The 22332-nt window shown below is 58.2% G+C and carries 19 protein-coding genes and 1 tRNA gene; 13 read left to right on the top strand and 7 right to left on the bottom strand.

Going from position 1 to position 22332, the window contains the following annotated elements:
* Window positions 1-142: 142 nt before the first annotated feature.
* The 3 genes from I6L45_RS03885 to pepA form a co-directional block, all read right to left on the bottom strand.
* Window positions 143-3007, bottom strand: a complete 2865-nt coding sequence (locus tag I6L45_RS03885) for a valine--tRNA ligase (protein ID WP_216983493.1) — start codon at window positions 3005-3007, stop codon at window positions 143-145.
* Between the two features lie 64 nt (window positions 3008-3071).
* A complete protein-coding gene (locus tag I6L45_RS03880) occupies window positions 3072-3524 on the bottom strand; it encodes a DNA polymerase III subunit chi (RefSeq protein WP_043757438.1) in 453 nt (150 codons plus the stop codon).
* 171 nt (window positions 3525-3695) lie between these two features.
* Window positions 3696-5207, bottom strand: a complete 1512-nt coding sequence (gene pepA, locus I6L45_RS03875) for a leucyl aminopeptidase (RefSeq protein WP_043757441.1) — start codon at window positions 5205-5207, stop codon at window positions 3696-3698.
* A gap of 172 nt (window positions 5208-5379) precedes the next feature.
* Here pepA and lptF point away from each other — a divergent pair, with 172 nt between their 5' ends.
* Together lptF and lptG are read left to right on the top strand one after the other, a co-directional pair.
* A complete protein-coding gene (lptF, locus tag I6L45_RS03870; protein ID WP_043757443.1) occupies window positions 5380-6492 on the top strand; it encodes an LPS export ABC transporter permease LptF in 1113 nt (370 codons plus the stop codon).
* A gap of 25 nt (window positions 6493-6517) precedes the next feature.
* On the top strand, window positions 6518-7588 hold the full coding sequence (gene lptG / locus I6L45_RS03865; RefSeq protein ID WP_134694909.1) for an LPS export ABC transporter permease LptG: 1071 nt from the start codon (window positions 6518-6520) through the stop codon (window positions 7586-7588).
* A gap of 107 nt (window positions 7589-7695) precedes the next feature.
* On the opposite strand, the gene I6L45_RS03860 is transcribed toward lptG, so the two are convergent.
* Window positions 7696-8214 (bottom strand): RDD family protein, encoded by a 519-nt coding sequence (locus I6L45_RS03860; protein ID WP_216983492.1) that lies wholly within the window; start codon window positions 8212-8214, stop codon window positions 7696-7698.
* 143 nt (window positions 8215-8357) lie between these two features.
* On the opposite strand from I6L45_RS03860, the gene I6L45_RS03855 reads away from it, so the two are divergent.
* The 3 genes from I6L45_RS03855 to I6L45_RS03845 all read left to right on the top strand — a co-directional run bounded on the left by I6L45_RS03855 (window position 8358) and on the right by I6L45_RS03845 (window position 10296).
* A tRNA-Leu gene (locus I6L45_RS03855) sits at window positions 8358-8442 on the top strand.
* A gap of 113 nt (window positions 8443-8555) precedes the next feature.
* Window positions 8556-9101 carry a hypothetical protein gene (locus I6L45_RS03850; RefSeq protein WP_216983491.1) on the top strand — a complete coding sequence of 182 codons (546 nt, stop codon included), beginning with the start codon at window positions 8556-8558 and terminating at the stop codon, window positions 9099-9101.
* 41 nt (window positions 9102-9142) lie between these two features.
* Window positions 9143-10296, top strand: a protein-coding gene (locus I6L45_RS03845) for an IS3 family transposase (protein WP_216982260.1) whose coding sequence is annotated in 2 segments (ribosomal slippage) — window positions 9143-9380 and window positions 9380-10296 — 1155 coding nt in all. Because the reading frame shifts where the segments join, the coding sequence is not laid out codon by codon here.
* A 166-nt stretch (window positions 10297-10462) separates the two neighbouring features.
* On the opposite strand, the gene I6L45_RS03840 is transcribed toward I6L45_RS03845, so the two are convergent.
* Window positions 10463-12385: an acyltransferase family protein gene (locus I6L45_RS03840; protein ID WP_216983490.1), complete on the bottom strand. Its 1923-nt coding sequence runs from the start codon at window positions 12383-12385 to the stop codon at window positions 10463-10465.
* Between the two features lie 180 nt (window positions 12386-12565).
* Window positions 12566-13606 (bottom strand): IS481-like element ISAs19 family transposase, encoded by a 1041-nt coding sequence (locus I6L45_RS03835; protein WP_216983489.1) that lies wholly within the window; start codon window positions 13604-13606, stop codon window positions 12566-12568.
* Between the two features lie 765 nt (window positions 13607-14371).
* On the opposite strand from I6L45_RS03835, the gene amt reads away from it, so the two are divergent.
* The 4 genes from amt (at window position 14372) to I6L45_RS20165 (ending at window position 18272) form a co-directional block, all read left to right on the top strand.
* On the top strand, window positions 14372-15796 hold the full coding sequence (amt, locus tag I6L45_RS03830) for an ammonium transporter (RefSeq protein ID WP_043757450.1): 1425 nt from the start codon (window positions 14372-14374) through the stop codon (window positions 15794-15796).
* 224 nt (window positions 15797-16020) lie between these two features.
* On the top strand, window positions 16021-17373 hold the full coding sequence (rlmD, locus tag I6L45_RS03825; RefSeq protein ID WP_216983488.1) for a 23S rRNA (uracil(1939)-C(5))-methyltransferase RlmD: 1353 nt from the start codon (window positions 16021-16023) through the stop codon (window positions 17371-17373).
* 127 nt (window positions 17374-17500) lie between these two features.
* Window positions 17501-18013, top strand: a complete 513-nt coding sequence (locus I6L45_RS03820) for a GNAT family N-acetyltransferase (RefSeq protein WP_216983487.1) — start codon at window positions 17501-17503, stop codon at window positions 18011-18013.
* Complete coding sequence (locus I6L45_RS20165) at window positions 17964-18272, top strand: DUF5363 family protein (RefSeq protein WP_367947693.1); 309 nt, start codon at window positions 17964-17966, stop codon at window positions 18270-18272. The genes I6L45_RS03820 and I6L45_RS20165 overlap by 50 nt, the downstream gene beginning before the upstream one ends.
* Here the strand turns inward: I6L45_RS20165 and I6L45_RS03815 are convergent.
* Entirely contained in the window at window positions 18241-18522 is a 282-nt protein-coding gene (locus tag I6L45_RS03815) for a hypothetical protein (RefSeq protein WP_216983486.1), read from the bottom strand. The two genes, I6L45_RS20165 and I6L45_RS03815, sit on opposite strands and share 32 nt — an antisense overlap.
* 27 nt (window positions 18523-18549) lie before the next feature.
* On the opposite strand from I6L45_RS03815, the gene I6L45_RS03810 reads away from it, so the two are divergent.
* From I6L45_RS03810 to deoC, 4 genes are all read left to right on the top strand, one after another.
* A complete protein-coding gene (locus I6L45_RS03810) occupies window positions 18550-19338 on the top strand; it encodes a TatD family hydrolase (protein WP_216983485.1) in 789 nt (262 codons plus the stop codon).
* A gap of 213 nt (window positions 19339-19551) precedes the next feature.
* Complete coding sequence (locus I6L45_RS03805) at window positions 19552-20826, top strand: NupC/NupG family nucleoside CNT transporter (RefSeq protein WP_043757461.1); 1275 nt, start codon at window positions 19552-19554, stop codon at window positions 20824-20826.
* Between the two features lie 123 nt (window positions 20827-20949).
* A complete protein-coding gene (locus I6L45_RS03800) occupies window positions 20950-21120 on the top strand; it encodes a XapX domain-containing protein (protein ID WP_010673027.1) in 171 nt (56 codons plus the stop codon).
* A gap of 390 nt (window positions 21121-21510) precedes the next feature.
* Window positions 21511-22284: a deoxyribose-phosphate aldolase gene (gene deoC / locus I6L45_RS03795; RefSeq protein WP_043757466.1), complete on the top strand. Its 774-nt coding sequence runs from the start codon at window positions 21511-21513 to the stop codon at window positions 22282-22284.
* Window positions 22285-22332 lie beyond the last annotated feature (48 nt).

The following is a 22332-nucleotide window of genomic DNA, read 5'->3' as shown; positions in this document are numbered from 1 at the left end:
GAATTTTTCAATCAGCCTCCTCTGCAGGCGGCATTTTCACGTTAAGTCGGGCCGTAAGGGCCGGGCTAGGGTGCCAAGACGGGCCTGCGCCAGAAACGAAAAAGCCCCCGATGGACGGGGGCTTTGAAGGAGACAGACTCGCTTACAGGGCGGCGATCTCGGCCTGCTGGGCTTCCAGCTTGGTCAGCTGGAGACGGTAGTCCTCCAGCTTCTCGCGCTCCTTGGCGATGACCGCTTCCGGCGCCTTGGCGACGAAGGCCTCGTTGCCGAGCTTGCCCTCGATGCGGCCGCATTCGCCCACCAGACGGGCCACCTCTTTGGCCAGACGGGCCAGTTCGGCTTCCTTGTCGATGAGACCGGCCATCGGGATCATCAGCTCGGTGGCACCGATGAGCTTGGTCACCGACAGGGGAGCAGCTTCACCATCCGCCAGTACACGGATGGACTCCAGACGGGCCAGGGACTTGAGGAAGGCCTCGTTGTCAGCGGCACGCTCGGCATCCTTGGCATCGCATTTCAGCAGCACGTTGAGGGGCACGCTCGGTGCCACGTTCATCTCGGCGCGGATGTTGCGGATGCTGACGATGAACTCCTTCACCCACTCCTGATCCGCCATGGCGGCTTCGTCCAGCTTACGCTCGTCCACCTGCGGGAAGGCCTGCACCATGATGGTGTCGGCGTTGACGCCGGCCAGCGGGGCTACCGACTTCCAGATGGTCTCGGTGATGAACGGGATGATGGGGTGTGCCAGACGCAGCAGGGTTTCCAGTACAGTCACGAGGGTGTGGCGGGCAGCGCGCTGCTCGGCCTCGGAACCCTTGGTCAGCACCGGCTTGGTCAGCTCCAGATACCAGTCACAGAACTGGTTCCAGATAAATTCGTACAAGACGCCGGCCGCGATGTCGAAGCGGTAGGTATCCAGCGCGGTGCGGAAGTCACGGATGGCTACCTGCAGTTGGGACTGGATCCAGCGGTCCGCCAGGCTGAACTGCATCTCGCCGCCATTGCCTTGCGAAGAGAAGCCACAATCCTGGTCTTCGGTGTTCATCAGCACGTAGCGGGAGGCGTTCCAAAGCTTGTTGCAGAAGTTGTTGTAGCCATCCAGACGCTTCATGTCCCAGTTGATGTCACGACCGGTAGAGGCCAGCGCCGCCAGAGTGAAGCGCAGGGCGTCGGTGCCGTGGGCGTCGATCCCTTCCGGGAACTGCTTGGCGGTACGCTTGGCGATCTTCTCGGCCATCTGCGGCTGCATCATGTTGCCGGTGCGCTTCTCCAGCAGGTCTTCCAGGCTGATGCCGTCGATCATGTCGAGCGGGTCCAGCACGTTGCCCTTGGACTTGGACATCTTCTGGCCTTCCTCGTCGCGGATAAGACCCGTGATGTAGACGGTTTTGAACGGGACTTGCGGCTGGCCGTTCTCATCCTTGATGAAGTGCATGGTCATCATGATCATCCGGGCAATCCAGAAGAAGATGATGTCGAAGCCGCTCATCAGCACGTCGGTCGGGTGGAAGGTCTTGAGCGCCTCTGTGTTGTTCGGCCAGCCCAGGGTGGAGAAGGTCCACAGGGCGGAGCTGAACCAGGTGTCGAGCACGTCTTCGTCCTGACGCAGCACGGTCACGGACGGGATGCTGTGCTTGGCGCGCACCTCTTCCTCGCTGCGACCGACGAAGACATTGCCGGCATCGTCATACCAGGCCGGGATGCGGTGACCCCACCACAGCTGACGGGAGACGCACCAGTCCTGAATGTCGCGCATCCAGGAGAAGTACATGTTCTCGTACTGTTTCGGCACGAACTGGATGCGGCCATCTTCGACGGCTTCGATGGCGGTCTTGGCCATGGGGGCCACGCGCACGTACCACTGGTCGGTCAGCATGGGCTCGATGGGCACGCCACCGCGATCGCCGTAAGGCTGCTGCAGCACGTGATCCTTGATCTCGGCCAGCAGACCCAGCTCGTCCAGCTTGGCGATTATGGCCTTGCGGGCGGCGAAGCGCTCCATCCCGGCGAACTCGGTCGGCAGGGTGGCGTCATAGGCGGTGCTGGGGTTGCCGTTGCTGTCGACCACTTCGGCCTCGGCACGCACGTGGGCGTCCAGGGTGAAGATGTTGATCATCGGCAGGTTGTGGCGCTTGCCGACTTCGTTGTCGTTGAAGTCGTGGGCCGGGGTGATCTTCACGCAGCCGGTGCCCTTCTCCATGTCGGCGTGCTCGTCGGCGACGATGGGGATCAGGCGGTTCACCAGTGGCAGCAGGATGTGCTGGCCGATCAGCGCCTTGTAGCGCGGATCTTCCGGGTTCACAGCCACGGCGGTATCACCCAGCATGGTCTCCGGACGGGTGGTGGCGACGATCAGGTGATCCTTGCCTTCGGCGGTCTTGGCGCCGTTGGCCAGCGGATAACGCAGGTGCCACATGTGGCCCTTGATCTCGCGGTTTTCCACTTCCAGGTCGGAGATGGCGGTGTTGAGCTTGGGGTCCCAGTTCACCAGGCGCTTGCCGCGGTACATCAGGCCATCTTCGTAGAGACGGACGAACACTTCCTGGACGGCGGCGGAGAGGCCTTCATCCATGGTGAAGCGCTCGCGCTCCCAGTCCACGGAGTCGCCGAGACGGCGCATCTGGCGGGTGATGGTGCCGCCGGACTCTTCCTTCCACTGCCAGATCTTGTCGATGAAGGCTTCGCGGCCGTAATCGTGGCGGGTCTTGCCCTCTTCGGCGGCGATCTTGCGCTCAACCACCATCTGGGTGGCGATACCGGCGTGGTCGGTACCCGCCTGCCACAGGGTGTTCTTGCCCTGCATGCGGTTGTAGCGGATCAGGGTGTCCATCAGGGTCTGCTGGAAGGCGTGACCCATGTGCAGGCTACCGGTGACGTTCGGCGGCGGGATCATGATGCAGAAGGAGTCTTTGCTGGTGTCGCCGTGGGGCTTGAAGTAGCCCTGGGCTTCCCAGTGCTGGTAGAGCGCCTGTTCGATGGCGTTGTGATTAAAAGTCTTTTCCATGGTCTCGCCGTAATCTGGATGGATGGATTCTGGTGCTGATGGTGGTGGAGGAAACGGGGGGCAGTCAGGGCTGCGCCGGATCCTGAGTCGCGACGGGCTGATCCCTCATCTCGAGGGTGTGTCCCGCCTGGCGATAAAGCTTGTAGCGCTCGCGGGCCCGCTGCTTCTGCGTTTCGTCAGTGGGGACAAAATCTACCACTTGAGCGAAGTGTCCTGCAAACAAAGGTGTCTGCCGGGCCAGGTTGATGAGGCAGGCATAGCGCCGCCGTGGTGGCTGATGGCCTATCTCCACCGGGGCCTGGCCGCTCTCCCCCTGCAACTGGTGCGGCACGAAGCGATCCGGCGGCAGTTGCCACAGCAGTTCGTCCAGGCGCAGAGCCTGGGCCTCGTCGTCGCAGAACAGGTAGAGGTGGCCCGCGCTCCAGCCATCGGCCGCAAGCTGGCAGGCGAGGCGCTCGACGGCAGAAGCCTGGCCGTCGTCCGGCTCGCTCATCAGGTAAAAGGTCACTTGGCTCATCAGGTTGGTCCCGTTTGGCTGTGACGGACAGCGATTGGCCGTCTTCGGAGTACCGTGCCGGGCACGGATTTCCCCGGATTCTCTCAATGAAACAAGGAAGAGGGTGGCCTCTTCCTTGTGGTACAGGGTAATGCCTTGCGCATCGCTCATGGAGTCGATGGGGAAGGGGAATTACTCCTTGTCTTCGACGTCCGCCACGCCGGCTCGATTGAGCAGGAACTGGGTCAGCAGGGGCACAGGTCGGCCGGTGGAGCCCTTCTCCTTGCCGCTCTTCCAGGCGGTCCCGGCGATGTCCAGGTGGGCCCAGTTGTACTTCTTGGTGAAGCGCGACAGGAAGGCTGCGGCGGTGATGGTCCCCGCCGGACGGCCACCGATGTTGGCCATGTCGGCGAACGGGCTCTCCAGCTGCTCCTGATACTCGTCGAACAGGGGCAGGCGCCAGGCGCGATCGCCAGCCTGCTCGGAGGCGTTGAGCAGCTCGTGGGCCAGCGGGTTGTGGTTGGCCAGCAGACCCGAGGTGTGGTGGCCCAGGGCGATGATGCAGGCGCCGGTCAGGGTCGCCACGTCGATCACGGTCTCGGGATCGTAGCGGTCCACGTAGGTGAGGGCATCGCACAGCACCAGGCGACCTTCGGCGTCGGTGTTGAGCACCTCGACGGTCTGGCCGGACATGGTGGTGAGGATGTCACCGGGACGGTAGGCATTGCCACCCGGCATGTTCTCGCAGCCCGCCAGCACGCCGATGACGTTGATGGGGAGCTGCAGCTGGGCCAGGGCGTGCATGGTGCCGAGCACGGAGGCGGCACCACCCATGTCGTATTTCATCTCGTCCATGCCGTCGGCCGGCTTGATGGAGATGCCGCCGGAGTCGAAGGTCAGCCCCTTGCCCACCAGCACGATGGGCTTGGCATCGGCGTTGCCCTTGTATTCGATGATGGCCATCATGGCCTCGTTCTCGGAGCCGCGGGCCACCGCCAGGTAGGAGTTCATGCCGAGCTCGGCCATCTCCTGCTCGCCGATCACCTTGGTGGTGATGTTGTCGTAGGCATCTGCCAGACGGCGGGCCTGGGAGGCGAGGTAGGCCGGATTGCAGACGTTGGGCGGCATGTTCGCCACGTCGCGGCAGATGCGCACACCCTTGGCCACGGCCAGACCGTGGTTGATGGCGCGCTCGCCTATGGTCAATTCACGACGCGTTGGCACGTTGAATACCAGCTTGCGCAGGGGGCGGCGCGGTTCGGCCTTGTTGGTCTTGAACTGGTCGAAGCTGTAGAGGCCCGCCTTGGTGGTTTCTACCGCCTGGCGTACCTTCCAGTAGGTGTCCCGGCCCTTGACGTGCAACTCGGTCAGGAAGCAGACCGCCTCCATGGAGCCGGTTTCGTTCAGGGTGGTGATGGTCTTGTTGATGATCTGCTTGTACTGGCGTTCGTCGAGTTCCCGCTCTTTGCCGCAACCCACCAGCAGCACGCGCTCGCTGAGTACTCCGGGTACTTGATGCAGCAGCAGCATCTGGCCTGGTTTGCCTTCCAGATCGCCGCGGCGCAGCAGCGAGCTGAGGTAGCCGTCGCTGATCTTGTCCAGCTGTTCGGCAACCGGAGAGAGGCGGCGCGGCTCAAAAACGCCGACCACGACGCAGGCGCTGCGTTGCTTCTCAGGACTGCCACTCTTTACACTGAACTCCATGGAATCTCCTACATCCTAAAGACAAAAGGCACCTTTTATTGAATAATGCGGTGCTTGTTGGGGTATCAGAGGCGGAGCGAACAGCCACAGGCTCCGCAGTTCAAACTGGTAAAAATCCAATATAGGGCCCTATTTTTCAGGCATTCGACTAAAAACACAAGTTTACTTGGGAATGACTGTGATCGTTTTCCGATATTTGTTCAGGGAGACCCTGAAAACCCAGCTGGCGGTGCTCTTCGTACTGCTGCTTATCTTCGTCAGCCAGCAATTCATCCAGATCATTGGCGATGCCGCCGATGGCGAGGTGCCGACGCGCCTGGTGTCCACCCTCTTGCTGCTCAACCTGCCGAATATGGCCCTGTTGATGCTGCCGATCAGTCTGTTTTTAGCCATTCTGTTTGCTCACGGTCGTCTGTACGCAGAAAGCGAGATGACGGTGATGCACGCGGTGGGCTTCAGCCACCGTTTCATCATGGGAAGTGCCATGGTGCTGGCCCTGCTGACGGCGGCTGTCGCGGCATTCAACACCGGCTGGATTGCCCCCCAGGCCAAGGAGCGCGAGTACCAGGTAATCGACGAATTCAAGGCCGATCCGGGCATCTCTTTCCTGCAGGCTGGCCGATTCATGGAGCTCGACAAGGGGCGTCTGGTCGCCTACATCCAGGATCTGAACGACAAGGGCTCCGAGCTGCAGAAGATCTTCGTGCTGCAACGGGCAGAAGGAACGTCCCCTCCCTCCGTGGTAGTGGCGACGGAAGGGGTGGTCACGGTCGACGATAACGGACTGCAGTGGCTGACCCTGAAGGATGGCTCCCGCTACGAGGGGCGTTTCGGCACCCGCCAGTTCCAGGTCTCCGAGTTTGCCGAGTACAGCCTGGTGATCCGCCAGCAGGAGATGGAGCGTTCCAACCGCAAGGCGGCGGCCAAGCCGACCATGGAACTGCTCGGCACCCAGGACAACCAGCTGATGGCCGAGCTGCAGTGGCGTCTGTCGTTGCCGCTCTCCATCCTGGTGCTCACCTTCCTGGTGGTGCCGATGGCCAGGGTCAACCCCCGCCAGGGGCGTTATGCCAAGCTGCTGCCGGCCATCCTGCTCTATCTCTCCTACTTCCTGCTGCTCAGCGCCGCCCGCTCGGCCATCGACAGCGGGCGTCTGCCCCACTGGCCCGGCATGTTCCTGGTGCCGCTGGTCTATCTGCTGCTGATCGGGTTGCCGCTCAACCTGCAGGGCACCAGCTGGTGGAACGGGGTGAAGGGTCACTTCTTCCAGAGAAAGTCAGCATGATGCTGCAACATAGGAGTTTCTGCTGATGTTCGGCATTCTCGACAGATATATCGGCCGGGTCATCTTCATGTCGATCCTGCTGTGCGAGCTGACCCTGGTCGGGTTGGCAGCGCTCATCAAGTACGTGGAACAGCTGAAGGCCGTGGGGGAGGGCAACTATGACATGCTCAACGCCCTCTACTTCGTGATGCTCTCCATGCCCAAGGAGGCCGTGCTCTTCTTCCCGCTGGCGGCCCTGCTCGGTGGGCTCATCGGTCTCGGCCAGCTTGCGACCAGCTCAGAGCTGGTGGTGATGCAGGCGGCGGGTCGCTCCAAGATCAGCATCGTCATGGCGGCGCTCAAGACGGCGATCCCCTTGATGCTGCTGGTAGGGCTGATGGGAGAGTACGTGGCTCCGGCCGCCAAGCGGATGGCCGATGACATCAAGGCGGGCGCCATGTCGGAGGGGCGTCTGACCGTCTCCGCCTACGGGGTCTGGGCGCGGGATGGCAACAACTTCGTCAGCATCAACGGGGTACGCAACGACGGCGCCCTGACCGGCATCACCCTCTATCGTTTCACCCCCTCCCGGGATCTGATCGACGTGGTGCAGGCGCAGGAAGGGGTGTTCGAGCAACACCACTGGCGGCTCAACAATATCTCTGTCACCCGGTTTGACGATCCCACGCAGATAGTGACCGAGCAGCATCCCCAGATGGAGTGGCAGTCAGAGCTGACCCCCAAGCAGCTCGGGGTGGTCAGCATAGATCCCGAGAACCTGCCCGTCTCCGGGCTGATGGACTACATCGGCTATCTGGATGCCAACAAGCAGGATGCCGGACGCTACAAGCTGGAGATGTGGCGCAAGCTGTTGTCCCCCCTCTCCGTGGTGGCCATGATACTGCTGGCCTCCTCCTTCATCTTCGGCCCGCTGCGCTCGGTGAGCATGGGGGCGCGGATGCTGATGGGGATCATGACAGGCTTCGCCGTCTACGTGAGCGACCGGGTCTTTGGCCCCGTCAGTCTGGTCTATGCGGTGCCTCCCATACTGGCGGCCATCGCCCCCAGCCTGTTGTTCGGTGGCATCTCCTTCTATATCCTGAGCCGCAAGCAGTAACGGTGGCCGGGAGCACTGCGGCGTCAGCCATGCTCGCGGCCATGTGATGTCAGCAGATGCAAAGAGGGCACCCCAGGGTGCCCTCTTTCTATGCGTGCTGGCTCCGGTCACTTGTTCAGCTGTTCCAGGTTCTCCTCCTTGCTCAATACCACCACCTCGCACTCGGCCCAGATGTCCTGGAAGGCGCGGGGGCGGGCGCGGTTGAACACGCAGAGCAGGTTGCCAAGGCCAAAGGCCGAGGTGGCGAGCCGGATCAGGGCCTGAGTGATACGGATATTGCTGCCGTCCAGATTCTGGATGCGCAGCCGCCAGGCGCGCATGCCGATGGTCTGACCGGCGCGGGTCCAGAACCAGGTGTAGAAACCACAGATCACCAGGGCCAGCCAGGCGCTGTAGAGGGGGCTGGTGAGCAGCCAGGACGCATCCTTGCCCTCGGGGACGGTCGCCATGTCGGTAGCCAGCAGGAGTTGCGCTACCCCTATGCCGATGAAGCCGGCGATGATCAGGAGAGCGATGACCACCAGATAGTCGTAGAGCAGTGCACCCAGGCGTCGCAGCAGGCCGGCCGATGGGTGTCGATGCAGGGGGGGGGGCTGGAGAGAGGAGGGGGTCTTGCGCTTGGCCATGGTGATTATTCCATTAATATGATGCGGGCATTCTATGTAACAGATCCTGCATCGGCAAGGCGTTGAATAAATGAGCAAACAACAGTGGGCGAAAGAAAAACACCTTGCATGCCCAAACGCCATTCGTATAATCCCTCGCAGTTGCCCGGGTGGCGAAATCGGTAGACGCAGCGGATTCAAAATCCGCCGTAGCAATACGTGTCGGTTCGAGTCCGACCCCGGGCACCATTATTTTCCCCTGTTTGGTCAACAGGTTATAGCGCTCAAGAGCGCTCCTGCTCAAAGTTTCTGCGGTTGATAACACTCATTCATGTGCAAATCTGTGCAAGAGGTTTCAACCAATGGCAAGTATCCAAGTTCTCACTCGAAAAACCGGCAAGTCCTATCGCGTTCAGTTCATGCGTAACGGCAACCGTGTATCCAAAGTTTTTACCCGCAAAAAAGACGCAGAGCAGTTCCTGGCTCAGATCACCGTATCTGACGAGCTGGCAGATGCCTTAACCAACGTCACCCTCACTAGCACTACCATTCAACAAGCTATTCATGAGTACCTTGAACAGCACAAGGGGCGAGACAAGTCTGTACCCCAGCGTCTGGGCTGGCGGGTTGAACATCTTGGCGACAAGACGTTGAACAAGGTCAACCGCCAGCGGATCAAGAATGCTATCTCTATTCTGGAGGCGGAAGGGAAGGCCCCTGCGACCCTTAACCGCTACAAAGCAGCGTTGTCAGCGGTTTTTGCGTACATGTGCGATAGGTATGACCTCAAGGTAAATCCTTGCCTGGAAGTGAAGCAGAAGCGGGAAGACAATGCTCGCACACGCTTTTTGTCGGCAGATGAACTGGCTCGATTGATGAAGGCCACTGAATCGCCCCTACTTTCCTAGACACCCCAAGAGCCTCAAACTGAGGTCATTCAGGAGGTGTTATGAGCAAACAGCAACGTTACACGGAAGAATTCAAATTGGCCGCCGTCAAGCAAGTGACTGAGCGGAATTACCCAGTGGCAGAGGTTGCTGAGCGGCTTGGTGTTTCCAGCCATAGTCTTTACGCCTGGATCAGGCGCTACAGCCAACCCGACGTGCAGCAACAGCATGACTCCAGCCAGCAAGCCGAAATTAGGCGCCTCAAGGCTGAACTGCGCCGCGTCACCGATGAGCGAGATATCTTAAAAAAGGCCGCCGCGTACTTTGCCAAGCTGTCAGGGTAAGGTACGCCTTCATCCGGGAGCACGCGTCCACATATCCCATCCGCAGACTGTGTCGAATGATGAATGTCCACCCGAGCGGTTATTACGCCTGGCAGCTCCAGCCTTTATCTGCCCGAGCCCTGGAAGACCAACGCCTCCTGGGCCAGATCAAGCAATGTTGGCTAGAAAGCGGGGGCGTCTATGGTTATCGTAAGATCCGGGATGACCTGCGAGAGATGGGAGAGACCTGCGGGAAACACCGGGTGGCGCGATTAATGCGTCATGAGGGTTTACGTTCACAAACCGGTTATCGTCGCCGTCCCGGTCATTATGGTGGCCAGCCGGCAGTGGTTGCACCGAATCATCTTGAGCGCCAGTTCGATGTGACTGAGCCAAATAAGGTCTGGGTAACGGACATCACTTATATCCGAACCCATGAAGGCTGGCTCTATCTGGCCGCAGTATTGGATTTGTTTTCACGACAAGTCATTGGTTGGTCAATGAGGCCAAGGATCGACCGAGAGCTAGCCATCAGCGCGTTACTGATGGCGGTGTGGCGACGGCGACCTGAGCAGGAAGTGTTGGTTCATTCCGACCAAGGTAGCCAGTTTAGCAGCTATGACTGGCAGGATTTTTTGCGGGAGCACCGGCTCAAGGCCAGCATGAGCAGACGTGGTAACTGTCATGATAACGCGGTGGCGGAGAGTTTCTTCCAGCTCCTAAAACGCGAGCGGATCCGACGTAAAACCTATGCGGATCGCGAGGAGGCCCGGCGGGATGTGTTCGATTACATTGAAATGTTTTACAACCCCAAGCGTCGGCACAGTTTCAACAACGGGCTATCGCCAGTAGAGTGTGAAAAGCAATATTTCGAACGGCTCAAAAGTGTCTAGAGAAGCCGGGGCGATTCATTTTGTGATTTTTCACTTTCCGTCAGATCCTTTCACAAGTAGAGATGTAATGAATGAAAATGAGTAATTCAGTGAGCCAAAAGCACTCGTTTAAATATATTTAAAATACAAAATAAAACGCCCCCCATTTGATGGGGGGTGGTGTTGTTTATGGCTTAAAAAGCCGATCTTTCAGTCTGTCTATAAGGAATATTGAACCTGGTTTGGTCAGATGTCCCCAATCAACGGCAGTAATTCCACTAGGACCTTCTGAGGTCCTGGTCAAACACGCGCCATGTGTACACATTTCTGAATAAGATGATAGATATTCAACCCCTATTTTAGGCACGTTTTGTGAAAGGAACGCATCCCATTCTTTGATATCAGGTCTAAGACCATTAGCCATATATGTTGGCGGTGTTCTGCGATACGTTGAGTAGTACGTTACAATTTGCCAGATTAAAGTTCCATTCCATTCCGGAACAGGCCCTATTACTACAACTCTACTATCAGGGGATGCACCTCTTATTTTGTTAATGGTTTCTTTCAGTCCATGCATGGCAGCTTCTTTATCTGTGATTGAATTTTGCCCAAATATCATCCATGTAATAACGATGATTTTGGGTTGATATTGTTTCACAAAAAAAAGTCTTTCATTATTTGCTTCAGATAGTGTTTTATGTGTGTCAGTTAATTTTTTATCACTATAGAATGGTGGGCCATTACCATCCGTCATTTGACTTACATGAATATCGATCTTATATTCATCAATGCTATTTTTAATTCCATTATATAAAGCGGCGGCGTATGAATCGCCCCAAATAAATATCTGGTTACGTGATGTTGATATACAACCAGATGATATGGCTTGTGCTGGAGTCACCGAGTGGCATTGGTTACTCCTCAGTAACGTAGGATACTCAAAATAATCATATACATCAGTAATAGATGTGTACTCTTTAGCGATAGAGTTCACCTCTCTATCAAACACTCCATCTAGTCTATATATTGTTAGACCAATAAGTCCGATAGACGCCAGTATGCTTGTCACTAAAATGGCCTTTATCCCCTTCTTTTTTCCAAACCTAATTCTTTTTTCAATGAGAACATAAGTTAAAACCGAAAGAACAAAGGCCAATGTGATTAATACAGCTCCAGTTAATATGCCAGGCGCTTCTGCAGTTTTTATCCGGTAAAATGAAAGAATAGGCCAGTGCCATAAATAGAAGGGATAGCTGACCATTCCTATATATACTAGCGGTCTGATAGTTAATATTTTACCTATCAAAGAATGATTGCTAGCAGCTATAAAAAGACATGTACCTAATATAGGGGTGGCAGCAATATATCCGGGAAATTCAAGGCTTTTGTTAATAAGTGAAATCGAGAGAGCTATGAGTAAAATCCCTATCAAAGAAAGTAAGTTTCTATGATTTTTAACAAGGCGTTCAAAAATGGACTCTCTCATTATTATTGCAAGGAATGCCCCTGCCATTAATTCCCAGAATCTTGATATTGGAGAGTAGTAACTAACTGATGGGTTATGGATTGTTGAATATATGCAGTATGAGAAACTGACCAGGAATATAAGTATTGCTAATGCTTTTCCTGCTTTTTTATTCGAAAATAGCAGTAGTATTGTAATGGGCCAAACAATATAGAACTGCTCTTCAACACCAAGAGACCAAAGATGTAAAAGTGGTTTTAATTCTGATGCGCTATCAAAATATCCTGACTCTAATAAAAGCGCTAAGTTGGCGACAAAAAACGAACCTAAAAAAACGTGTTTACCAAGAAGTCTATACTCTCCTTGTAGTAAATTAAACCATCCGTACAATAAACATGCGAAAAGAACAGCTATTAATGCTGGGAATATGCGAAGAGCTCGGCGCTTATAAAAATCAATATAAGAGAAATTATTAGATTCTGCATCTTTGTATATGATGGATGTTATTAAATAACCCGAGATGACAAAAAATATATCAACCCCAACAAATCCACCAGATAGGGTTTGAGGAAAAAAATGATATATAATTACGGATAAGACAGCGACTGCTCTTAATCCATCTATCTCTGGCCTATAGTTTAGCATTTAATTTGGTGGCTCCATGTTTGATTGGCTGAGATTCTAGCATTGATAGTTTTGCATGGTTACTATCCGACTTAAATCTAAATCGGACTGTGGTCAGCGATCACCTGATGCAGTGCTGGCTGGTATGTGGGTGTACAGCTCTAGTTATCACCTGACACCGGCCTCAAACCGGTGTCTTGTTTACGCTACTTTAGAGCGCACTTCCTTCGGTATCAATTTCAGACCCTTTTTGAACATGCTGTAGGGGGTCTGACCCTCCATCATCCTGCCCTGATGTGGTCGCTGGTTGTTGTAGTGATCCAGATAGCTATCCAGGTCTGTCTGCATCTGCTCCACCGACTCATACCAGGTTGTCCTCCCTTTGATACGGAAGTGTTCATCCAACAAGGTTCGATGCAGCCGTTCGATAAAGCCGTTGCTCTGTGGCCTGCGTACCTTGGTGGTTCGGTGCTCAATCCCCTCCAGTTGCAGGAACAGCTCGTAGGGATGATGGTCAGGGCGCCCGCAGAACTCGCGCCCATTGTCCGACAGGATGGTATAGACCCGTGCCTCATGAGCCTCGAAGAACGGCAGCACCGTTTCGTTGAGTACATGGACCGACGTCACCGGCAGCTTGCTGGTGTAGAGCCGTCCCCAGGCGTGGCGGCTGTAGCAGTCCAGCACGGTTTGCAGATACACCTTGCCCACCCCCTTGAGTGCACCGACGAAGAAGGTATCGACCGCCACCAGTTCCCCGGTGTAGTGGACCTCTATCTGGCGTTCGCGGAACTCGGGACTGAAGCGCTCGAGCAGGCGAATTTGCTCGTCATTGAGCTCAATGGTCTGTTCCCTATGGGTTTTCTCGAGGCGCAACAAGCGGTCATGTTTGGAGAGCAAGTCATGACGTTGCCACACGCCACGCACACCGCCCGCACTGACGTTGATGCCTTGCAGAGCCAGTTCTTGCGCGACCCGCAGCGGGCCATGGGTTGGTCTGATGAGGGAGTAATCGAGGATGGCCTGTTCAATCTCGGGCGCAACCCGGTTGGGATGCGCCCCTTTACAGCCGGGGAGTTTGTCGAGCAACCCCTCGGCGCCATAGGTTTGGTAGTTACGGCGGATCTCGTAGAACTGCTGACGGCTGTAGCCGATGAGCTTGCAGGCTTTGCTGACGTTATTGAGCTCTTTGGCGAGCTCTAGCAGGCTGAGTTTACGACGTGCTACTTTCTCGTTGGTGGTCATACGGTGACTCCGGATAACACGGTAGGGGTACCGTTTTGTTATCCGGTTTGAAGCCGTATGACCACTCCCTTTTGTGGGCAACTGTCAGGTGAATACCATCTCCATACACCCCGGCACCATCAACAAATTCAATGACATAAGGCCACCCAAATGGGTGGCCTTATGTTTTTCTGGCGCCACACCATGGGCGGCTGCTCATCATTCCATCCAGGGGGGAAAGATCATTCTCCCGAGGCGTCTGCTTCCCCGTTCGACTTGGCCTGTGTGGCCGGACGCACCCCATCTTATGTCACCACATTCCCGCTCTTCATGACCCAGGCAAGTGGATGACGACTTGCCCGACCATCCCGCTCCTCGCTTCCGCCCAACCTTGTGCCGCAACAATGGGGCATCAGCTTCGCGTCCTGGTGGTATGCAAGGCCCCCTGTCCCATATCCCGGGATGACACTTTCCCCGGGGGATTGAGTCATCCTGGTGCACTCTTCCAGCGATGCACAGCCAAAGTGCGATTTTCCCTCCGTTGCGGGGCATGGTGCGCCAACATGGTGCATTAAAGTCATCATTTAGATATAAGAAATTGAATTTAAATGAAAATTTTTGTTGGCCTGCTTTATGCTTTTGCCCATGTCATGTCGCCATCACAAGTCTGCGACCTCATCCCCGGGTGGTACCTGGCAAGCGGAATGAACAGGACGGGTGATGATCAGGAATGGAATTCAAATCAGGAAATGGACCCGGATGCCGGGACGACAAGGAGAGGGCTGTATGTTCAAGAGACTCGTAATGACTGGCCTGCTGGCGTTGAGCGCCACCATGGCCGCCCCTGGCTGGGCCGAAGAGGTGGCCGCGCAGGCCGATGTGGTACAGGCGGCAACCGTGACCATCAACAAGGGGGACAATACCTGGCTGATGGTGGCGGCGGCTCTGGTGATCCTGATGTCCGTTCCCGGGCTCGCCCTCTTCTATGGTGGTCTGGTGCGCGCCAAGAATATGCTGAGCGTGCTGATGCAGGTCTTCACCCTGTTCTGTCTCATCACCGTTCTCTGGGTGATCTACGGCTATTCACTGGCCTTTACCGAGGGCGGCGCCTTCTACGGCTCCTTTGACAAGGTGCTGCTGGCCGGGGTGACGCCGGACTCCATCGCCGCCACCTTCAACAAGGGGGTGGGGATCAGCGAGTTCATCTATGTGGTGTTCCAGGGGGCCTTTGCTGCCATCACCTGCGGGCTCATCGTCGGTGGTTTCGCCGAACGGATGAAGTTCTCTGCCGTGCTGCTGTTCTCGGTGATCTGGTTCACCTTCGCCTACATTCCGATGGCGCACATGGTGTGGTACTGGGCCGGCCCGGATGCCTACACGGATGCCGCCGCTGCCGAGGCGGCTGGCGCCACTGCGGGTTATCTGTTCCAGCACGGCGCCCTGGATTTCGCGGGCGGCACCGTGGTGCACATCAACGCGGCGGTGGCCGGCCTGGTGGGTGCCTTCATGGTCGGCAAGCGCGTTGGGTACGGTCGTGACCCTATGACGCCCCACAGCCTGACCATGACCATGATCGGCGGCGCCCTGCTCTGGTTCGGCTGGTTCGGTTTCAATGCCGGCTCCTCCCTGGAAGCCAACGGCACGGCGGCCCTGGCCTTCGCCAACACCTGGATCGCGCCGGCCAGTGCCGCGCTCTCCTGGACCTTTGCCGAGTGGGCGATGAAGGGGCGCCCCTCCCTGCTGGGGGCGGTCTCCGGTGCTGTGGCTGGCCTGGTCGCCATCACCCCCGCAGCCGGCTTCGTCGGTGTGGGCGGCGCCCTCATCATCGGCCTGCTGAGCGGCGTTGCCGGTCTGTGGGGCGTACACGGTCTCAAGCGCCTGCTGGGGGCCGATGACAGCCTGGACGTGTTCGGCCTGCACGGAGTGTGCGGGATCCTGGGGGCCGTGCTGACCGGCGTGTTCGCCAGCCCGGATCTCGGTGGCACCGGGGTGTGGGACTATGTGACCAACCAGGTGGCCGAAGGTTACTCCATCCTGGCCCAGGTGAAGGTGCAAGTCATCGGCGTGCTGGTGACCGTGGTCTGGACCGCGCTGGTCTCGGCAGTGGCCTACAAGCTGGTGGACCTGCTGATCGGTCTGCGGGTGAAAGAAGATGCAGAGCGGGAAGGGCTGGACGTGACCAGCCATGGCGAGAAAGCCTACAGTCTGTGATCCCGTGAGCCTTGATGAGAGACCGCCGGCACCGTCCGGCGGTTTTTTTATGGCGGCAACGGGCCGCCATCGGGGCCAGGGGTGCAGTTCCCGCCGATATTTGCCTGACGAGGCGGTTTTGTGCCTGCATTTTGGGCGGATCTTCGCTAAACTCTGCCACCCTTTTATTCGGGGCCGCCGGATCCGCCCCGTCGCCCCCTTCTTTTACGCCTTCGGAGCCGCTCATGCCGTTAGTGGGACACCAACATCAGATCGATATTCTGGAACTGACCGACAAGGGGGATGGCAAGGGTCGCCTGTTCGATCGCCCCCTGTTTGTCGAGGGTCTGCTGCCCGGTGAGCAGGCGCTGGTCGAGTTGACCGAGGTCAAGCCCAACTACCTGCACGGCAAGCTGGTGGAGCTGACCCAGCCGTCTGCCGACAGGGTCGCCGATTTTTGCCCCAACACCGAATGCGGTGGCTGCCAGGTGCGCCCGCTAGCCTATCCGGCCCAGCTCGCCCTCAAGCAGACCCTGGTGCAGCAGGCGCTCGAGCAGGCTGGTCTGGGTGAGACCCCGGTCAACCCCATCCTCGGCATGGAGAGCCCGTTCGCCTATCGCAACAAGGCCCAGTACGCCGTGCGCGGGAGCGAGGCGGGGGCCGAGATCGGCTTCTATCGCAAGCACTCCCACGACCTCATCACCGCCGACGACTGTGCGGTGCAGGATCCGCTCCATGTGGAGTTGAATGCCCGGGTGCGCCAGTGGATGCGCGCGCACGATATCGCGGCCTATGACGAGGTCAACCACACCGGCTGTGTGCGCAACCTGATGACCCGCAAGGGTTTCAAGAGCGGCGAGCTGATGGTCGTGCTGGTGACCCTGAGTGAGGAGCTGCTGTTCGAAGCGGAGCTGCTGGCCGCCCTGAGCGATCTGCCCATCACCACCCTGGTGCAGAACATCAATGACGAGCGTACCAACCGCATCCTGGGCGCGACCAACCGGGTGCTGCTGGGGGAAGGGGTGATCCGCGACAAGATCCACGACCTCGAGTTCGAGATCTCGCCGCTCTCCTTCTTCCAGAACAACCCGAGCCAGACCGACGTGCTCTACTCCAAGGCGCTGGAGTATTGCGAGCTGACCGGCAGCGAGACGGTGTTCGACATCTATTGCGGCATCGGCACCATCTCCCTCTTCCTGGCAGGCAAGGCTGCCAAGGTGGTGGGGATAGAGTCGGTGGAGAGCGCCATCAGCGATGCCCGTCGCAATGCGGCCCTCAACGGCATCGAGCACACCGAGTTCCACGTGGGTAAGGCCGAGCAGCTGATGCCCGTGCTGCATGCCGACGGGGTGAGCGCCGACGTGGTGGTGCTGGACCCGCCCCGCAAGGGTTGTGACAAGGCGGTGCTGCAGACCCTGGTGGCCATGGCGCCGCGCCGTCTGGTCTATGTCTCCTGCAACCCGCAGACCCTGGCCCGGGATCTCGCCTGGCTGGTCAAGCAGGGCTTCGTGCTGGACGAGGTGCAGCCGGTGGACATGTTCCCGCACTCCATGCACGTGGAGGCGGTCGCCCGTCTGAGCCTGCCGGCGCAAGGCTGATCAGGCCTGGTTGGGAGGCAGCCTCGCCATGGAGGCATGGCATTAGCCAGATGGCTCTGATAAAAACGACTCCAAATGGAGTCGTTTTTTTATGGTCGGCCCGGGGTCGATCGGCAGGGAGCCCGATATGAGCATTCGTTTGGCCGGGGTGGAGGATGCCGCCATCCTGGATCACTTCTTCCGGCAACTGGATGGGGAGACCCGCTTCATGCTCTATGAGGCGGGGGAGCGCCCCTCGGATATCGAGGGGCAGCGCCAGCGTTTGGCCGCCATGGTAGCCAGCACCAATCAGCGCCTCTGGATCCTCGTTTTGGATGGGGAAGTGCAGGGGTTTGCGGTGATGATGGGGGGCGCTCTTAGGCGCAACCGGCACTGCGCCCTGGTAGTGATGGGGCTGCTGACGGGGGCGCGGGGCCTGGGGTGGGGAGAGCGCCTGCTGCAGACCCTGATCGCCGCCGCGCCGGGGTGCGGCCTCCAGCGGTTGGAGCTGGGCGTGATGGTGCACAACGAGGTGGCCCACACCCTTTACCGCAAGTGCGGTTTCATGGATGAGGGGCTGAGACGGCAGGCGTATCGACTGGACGAGGGCTATGTGGACGAGATCAGCATGGGCCTGTTGCTGCCGCTGGACGAGGCATGACGCCGCTGGCCCCGTGACGCTGGCACGGGGAGCGCGTCTGGGGCAGGCTGTGTCAGGAAGCAATCGAAACAAGGAGGCGTTCATGAAGGGGATATTGCTGCGTTGGCTCGCTCGCTACGATGCCTGGTGCGAGGAGTGGGGACTCACTCCTGAGAACCGGCGCTGCTGCACACCGGTGCGCCGCGAGCAGGATGAGCAGGCGCCAAAGCAAAGGGAGGAGGCGTCACTCACGGATACTGGCGGGTCACGGCACCAATGATGTCGTTGATGTCGAGGTTCTGCGTCCCCAGGGCGCTAAAGTGATAGAAGGACAGCGGTTCCTCCTTCACCTGGACCAGCCCGGCCGGCATGGGCGAGCTGCCCGCCGTCACCGAGAAATGGCTTTTGAGGGCATCGCTCTGGACGTTGATGATGTGGGGAGGGTGGTGACAGCCAGGATCCCCGGTACCGGCATGACAAGTTCCGGCATGAGGCTGCGGGAGATGCGTTGTGGCATGAGATGCACCCATTGAGTACGACCGACAGGTAAGCGCGACATGAAACTGATAGATACCCACTGCCACCTGGATTTTCCCGTCTTCGATACCGAGCGTGAGGCATTGCTGAACCAGTGGAACCAGCTGGGGGTGGGCGAGTACATCATCCCCGCCGTGGGGGAAGAGAATTGGGCCAGGGTGATGGCATTGGCAGGGAGCCACGACAGTATCCGTTATGGCCTGGGGATCCACCCCTGGTACGTGGGGGCCCAGACGGAGGGGGCGCTGGACAGACTCGCCGCCCTGCTGGCAAGCCGGCCCCGGGGACTGGTGGCGGTGGGCGAGTGCGGACTGGATCTGCGCAGCCAGGTGCCTCAGGAAGGGCAGGTCGAGGCATTCGAGGCTCAGGTCCGGCTGGCCATGGCCCATGAACTTCCGCTCATCGTGCACTCGGTGCGGGCCAACGACACGGTTGCCAGGATCCTGCGGCGCTTCAAACCGGCGCAAGGGGGCGTCATTCATGCCTTCAGCGGCTCCCTTCAGCAGGCTGAGGCCTTCTGGCAGCTGGGGTTTCGGCTGGGGATAGGGGGGGTCATCAGTTATGAGAGAGCCAACAAGACAAGGGAAGTGGTGCGAGCCATGCCGCTGGAGGCCCTGCTGCTGGAGACCGATGCCCCCGACATGCCGCTGCAGGGACGACAGGGGGAGACCAATACCCCGGCCAGCCTGCCGGAGATCGCCGCCTTGCTGGCGCAGTTGCGCCAGCAGCCGCTGGCAGATGTTATTTCGGTGTTACATGAATCCACCCAAAAACTGTTCCCGCTGAAAAATCACCAAATTAACATATGATTAACTATTGATGCCGGTGTGGTAAAAAACCAAACCCATAAAAATCGTTTTCGGTCTAATTAAACGATGTCCGGTCCGTTTCCGGCTTATAAAATGTGACCAGTATTCTATTTTGTCGCACCGTAATTAGTATAATGCGCACCCTTGATTAGCGGCTTCAATACACAAATCGTTAACAAGCTGGCAGGTGCTACTAAAGAGGAAGTATTAATAATGAATCTGATAATGGGTCTGGTAGGGATGGCGACGCTCATCCTGATTGCGGTGCTGTTCTCCAGCAACCGCAAGGCAATCAAAATACGTACCGTAGGCGGCGCCTTTGCCATTCAGGCCGGCCTGGGTGCTTTCGTGCTGTATGTCCCGGTTGGTCGCGACATCCTGGTGGGTGTATCTGACGCCGTTTCCAGCGTCATCGGCTATGGCCAGAACGGCATCGAGTTCCTGTTTGGTGGTCTGGTCGGCAACAAGATGTTTGAAGTGTTCGGTGGCGGTGGCTTCGTCTTCGCCTTCCGCGTCCTGCCCGTTATCATCTTCTTCTCCTCCCTGATCGCGGTGCTCTATTACCTTGGCATCATGCAGTGGGTGATCAAACTGCTGGGCGGTGGCCTGCAGAAAGTACTGGGCACCTCCCGTACTGAATCCCTGTCTGCGACTGCCAACATCTTCGTCGGTCAGACCGAAGCTCCGCTGGTGGTGCGTCCCTTCATCTCCAAGATGACCGACTCCGAGCTGTTCGCCGTCATGTGTGGTGGCCTGGCCTCCGTCGCCGGTTCCGTGCTGGCCGGTTACGCCTCCATGGGCGTCAAGATGGAATACCTGATCGCGGCCTCCTTCATGGCTGCACCGGGTGGTCTGCTGTTCGCCAAGCTGCTGGTACCGGAAACCGAAACCCCGAGCTACGACGAGAGCAGCGCCGAGAGCGAGCTGGACGACAAGCCGGCCAACGTGATCGACGCGGCCGCCGCCGGTGCTTCCGCCGGTCTGCAACTGGCCCTGAACGTCGGCGCCATGCTGCTGGCCTTCATCGGCCTGATCGCCATGATCAACGGCATCTTCTCCGGTGTGGGTGGCTGGTTCGGTTATCCGCAGCTCTCCCTGGAACTGCTGCTGGGCTGGCTGTTCTCCCCGCTGGCCTTCCTGATCGGTGTGCCCTGGAGTGAAGCCGTCGTTGCCGGTTCCTTCATCGGTCAGAAGCTGGTCGTCAACGAGTTCGTGGCTTACCTGAACTTTGCCCCCTATCTGAAGGACGAAGTGCTGATCAATGGCGTGGCCATGTCCGAGCACACCAAGGCCATCATCTCCTTCGCCCTGTGTGGCTTCGCCAACCTGTCCTCCGTCGCCATTCTGCTCGGTGGTCTGGGTTCCATGGCACCGAACCGTCGCGGCACCATCGCCAAGTTCGGTCTGAAGGCGGTACTGGCAGGTTCTCTGTCCAACCTGATGTCTGCGACCATCGCAGGCTTCTTCCTGGCGCTGTCCGGCATGTAATATCGCCTGACAGTCAGGGTAAAGACGAACGCCACAGCGAAAAGCTGTGGCGTTCTCGTTTGGGGCGGTGACAACCGTTTTCCTTTCTAGACTAATAATAAAATGAGTCAAATCGGAGGTTCTATGAACGAAGTGCTACTGGCAATGGCCGCCGGCTTTATCGTTGGGGTGTTGTTTTCTTTCCTCAAGTTGCCGATCCCGGCGCCCCCCGTACTGTCCGGGGTAATGGGGATTGTGGGGGTGTATCTGGGGGGGATTGCCTACTCCTGGATCCTGACCCGCTTCTTCTCGTAAGCACCTGTCAGTGCTGGGTTTGCCGGGTGTGAGATACCTCTGAAATTGGCAAATCCGGCTTGCAAACACGGGGTATCTCGGCTGAAATAGGCGATGCCAGCAGGGTGCTGGCATTGACTAATGCCCGGTGCATCCGGGTGTTGGCGGTCAAATGGAATTGATTGGGAAGTCGGGTCAGACCTTGTCTGCCTTTCTCAAGTCTTCATGGAACCAAGTCCGCACTTTTGTAAGAAAGTGACAGGGCTCTTGCCTAATTTGCAGCCGTATTGCCTGTGCACTTGCGCTGCAATTCCATATCCCGTTGCGCCGGGATCGCTCCTTGCCGACCTTGGTGTCCGGTGACGGCCGATCGTGGAGGGACGGGGCTTATCAAGACTTTGGAGACATAGCATGACTGATCTGAAACTGGCCGCCCAACGCGCCCTGAACCTGATGGACCTGACCACCCTGAACGATGACGACACCGATCAGAAGGTGATCGACCTGTGCCACAAGGCCAAGTCTCCGGCCGGCCTGACCGCCGCCGTCTGCATCTATCCCCGTTTCATCCCCATCGCGCGCAAGACCCTGCGTGACATCGGTGCTGCCGACGTGCGCATTGCGACCGTGACCAACTTCCCCCACGGCAACGACGACATCGAGATCGCCGTGGCCGAGACCCGCGCCGCCGTGGCCTATGGTGCCGACGAAGTGGACGTGGTCTTCCCGTACCGTGCCTTCATGGCTGGCAATGAACAGGTCGGCTTCGATCTGGTCAAAGCTTGTAAGGAAGCCTGTGGCGCCAAGGTGCTGCTGAAGGTGATCATCGAGACCGGCGAGCTGAAAGAAGAAGCGCTGATCCGCCGCGCCTCCGAGATCTCCATCGACGCCGGTGCCGATTTCATCAAGACCTCCACCGGCAAGGTGCCGGTGAACGCGACCCCGGAAGCGGCCAGAATCATGATGGAAGTGATCAAGGCCAAGAACCCGAGCGTCGGCTTCAAGCCCGCAGGTGGCGTGAAAGACGCCGCCGTTGCCGGCCAATATCTGGCCATGGCCGAAGAGATCCTGGGCAAAGACTGGGTATCCGCCCGCACCTTCCGCTTCGGCGCCTCCAGCCTGCTGGCGAGCCTGCTGGCAACCCTGGGGCACGGCGACAAGCCGGCCAACACCAGCGGTTACTAAGCGACGGCAGGGGGCGGTGTGCCGCCCCCTCTCCGGATCCTGTTCGGT

Origin of the sequence: Aeromonas sp. FDAARGOS 1415 (assembly GCF_019048365.1) — a bacterium.
GTDB lineage: Bacteria > Pseudomonadota > Gammaproteobacteria > Enterobacterales > Aeromonadaceae > Aeromonas > Aeromonas taiwanensis.
The sequence above is the reverse complement of the archived record's forward strand: the minus strand, read 5'-3'. Positions and strand labels throughout refer to the sequence as shown.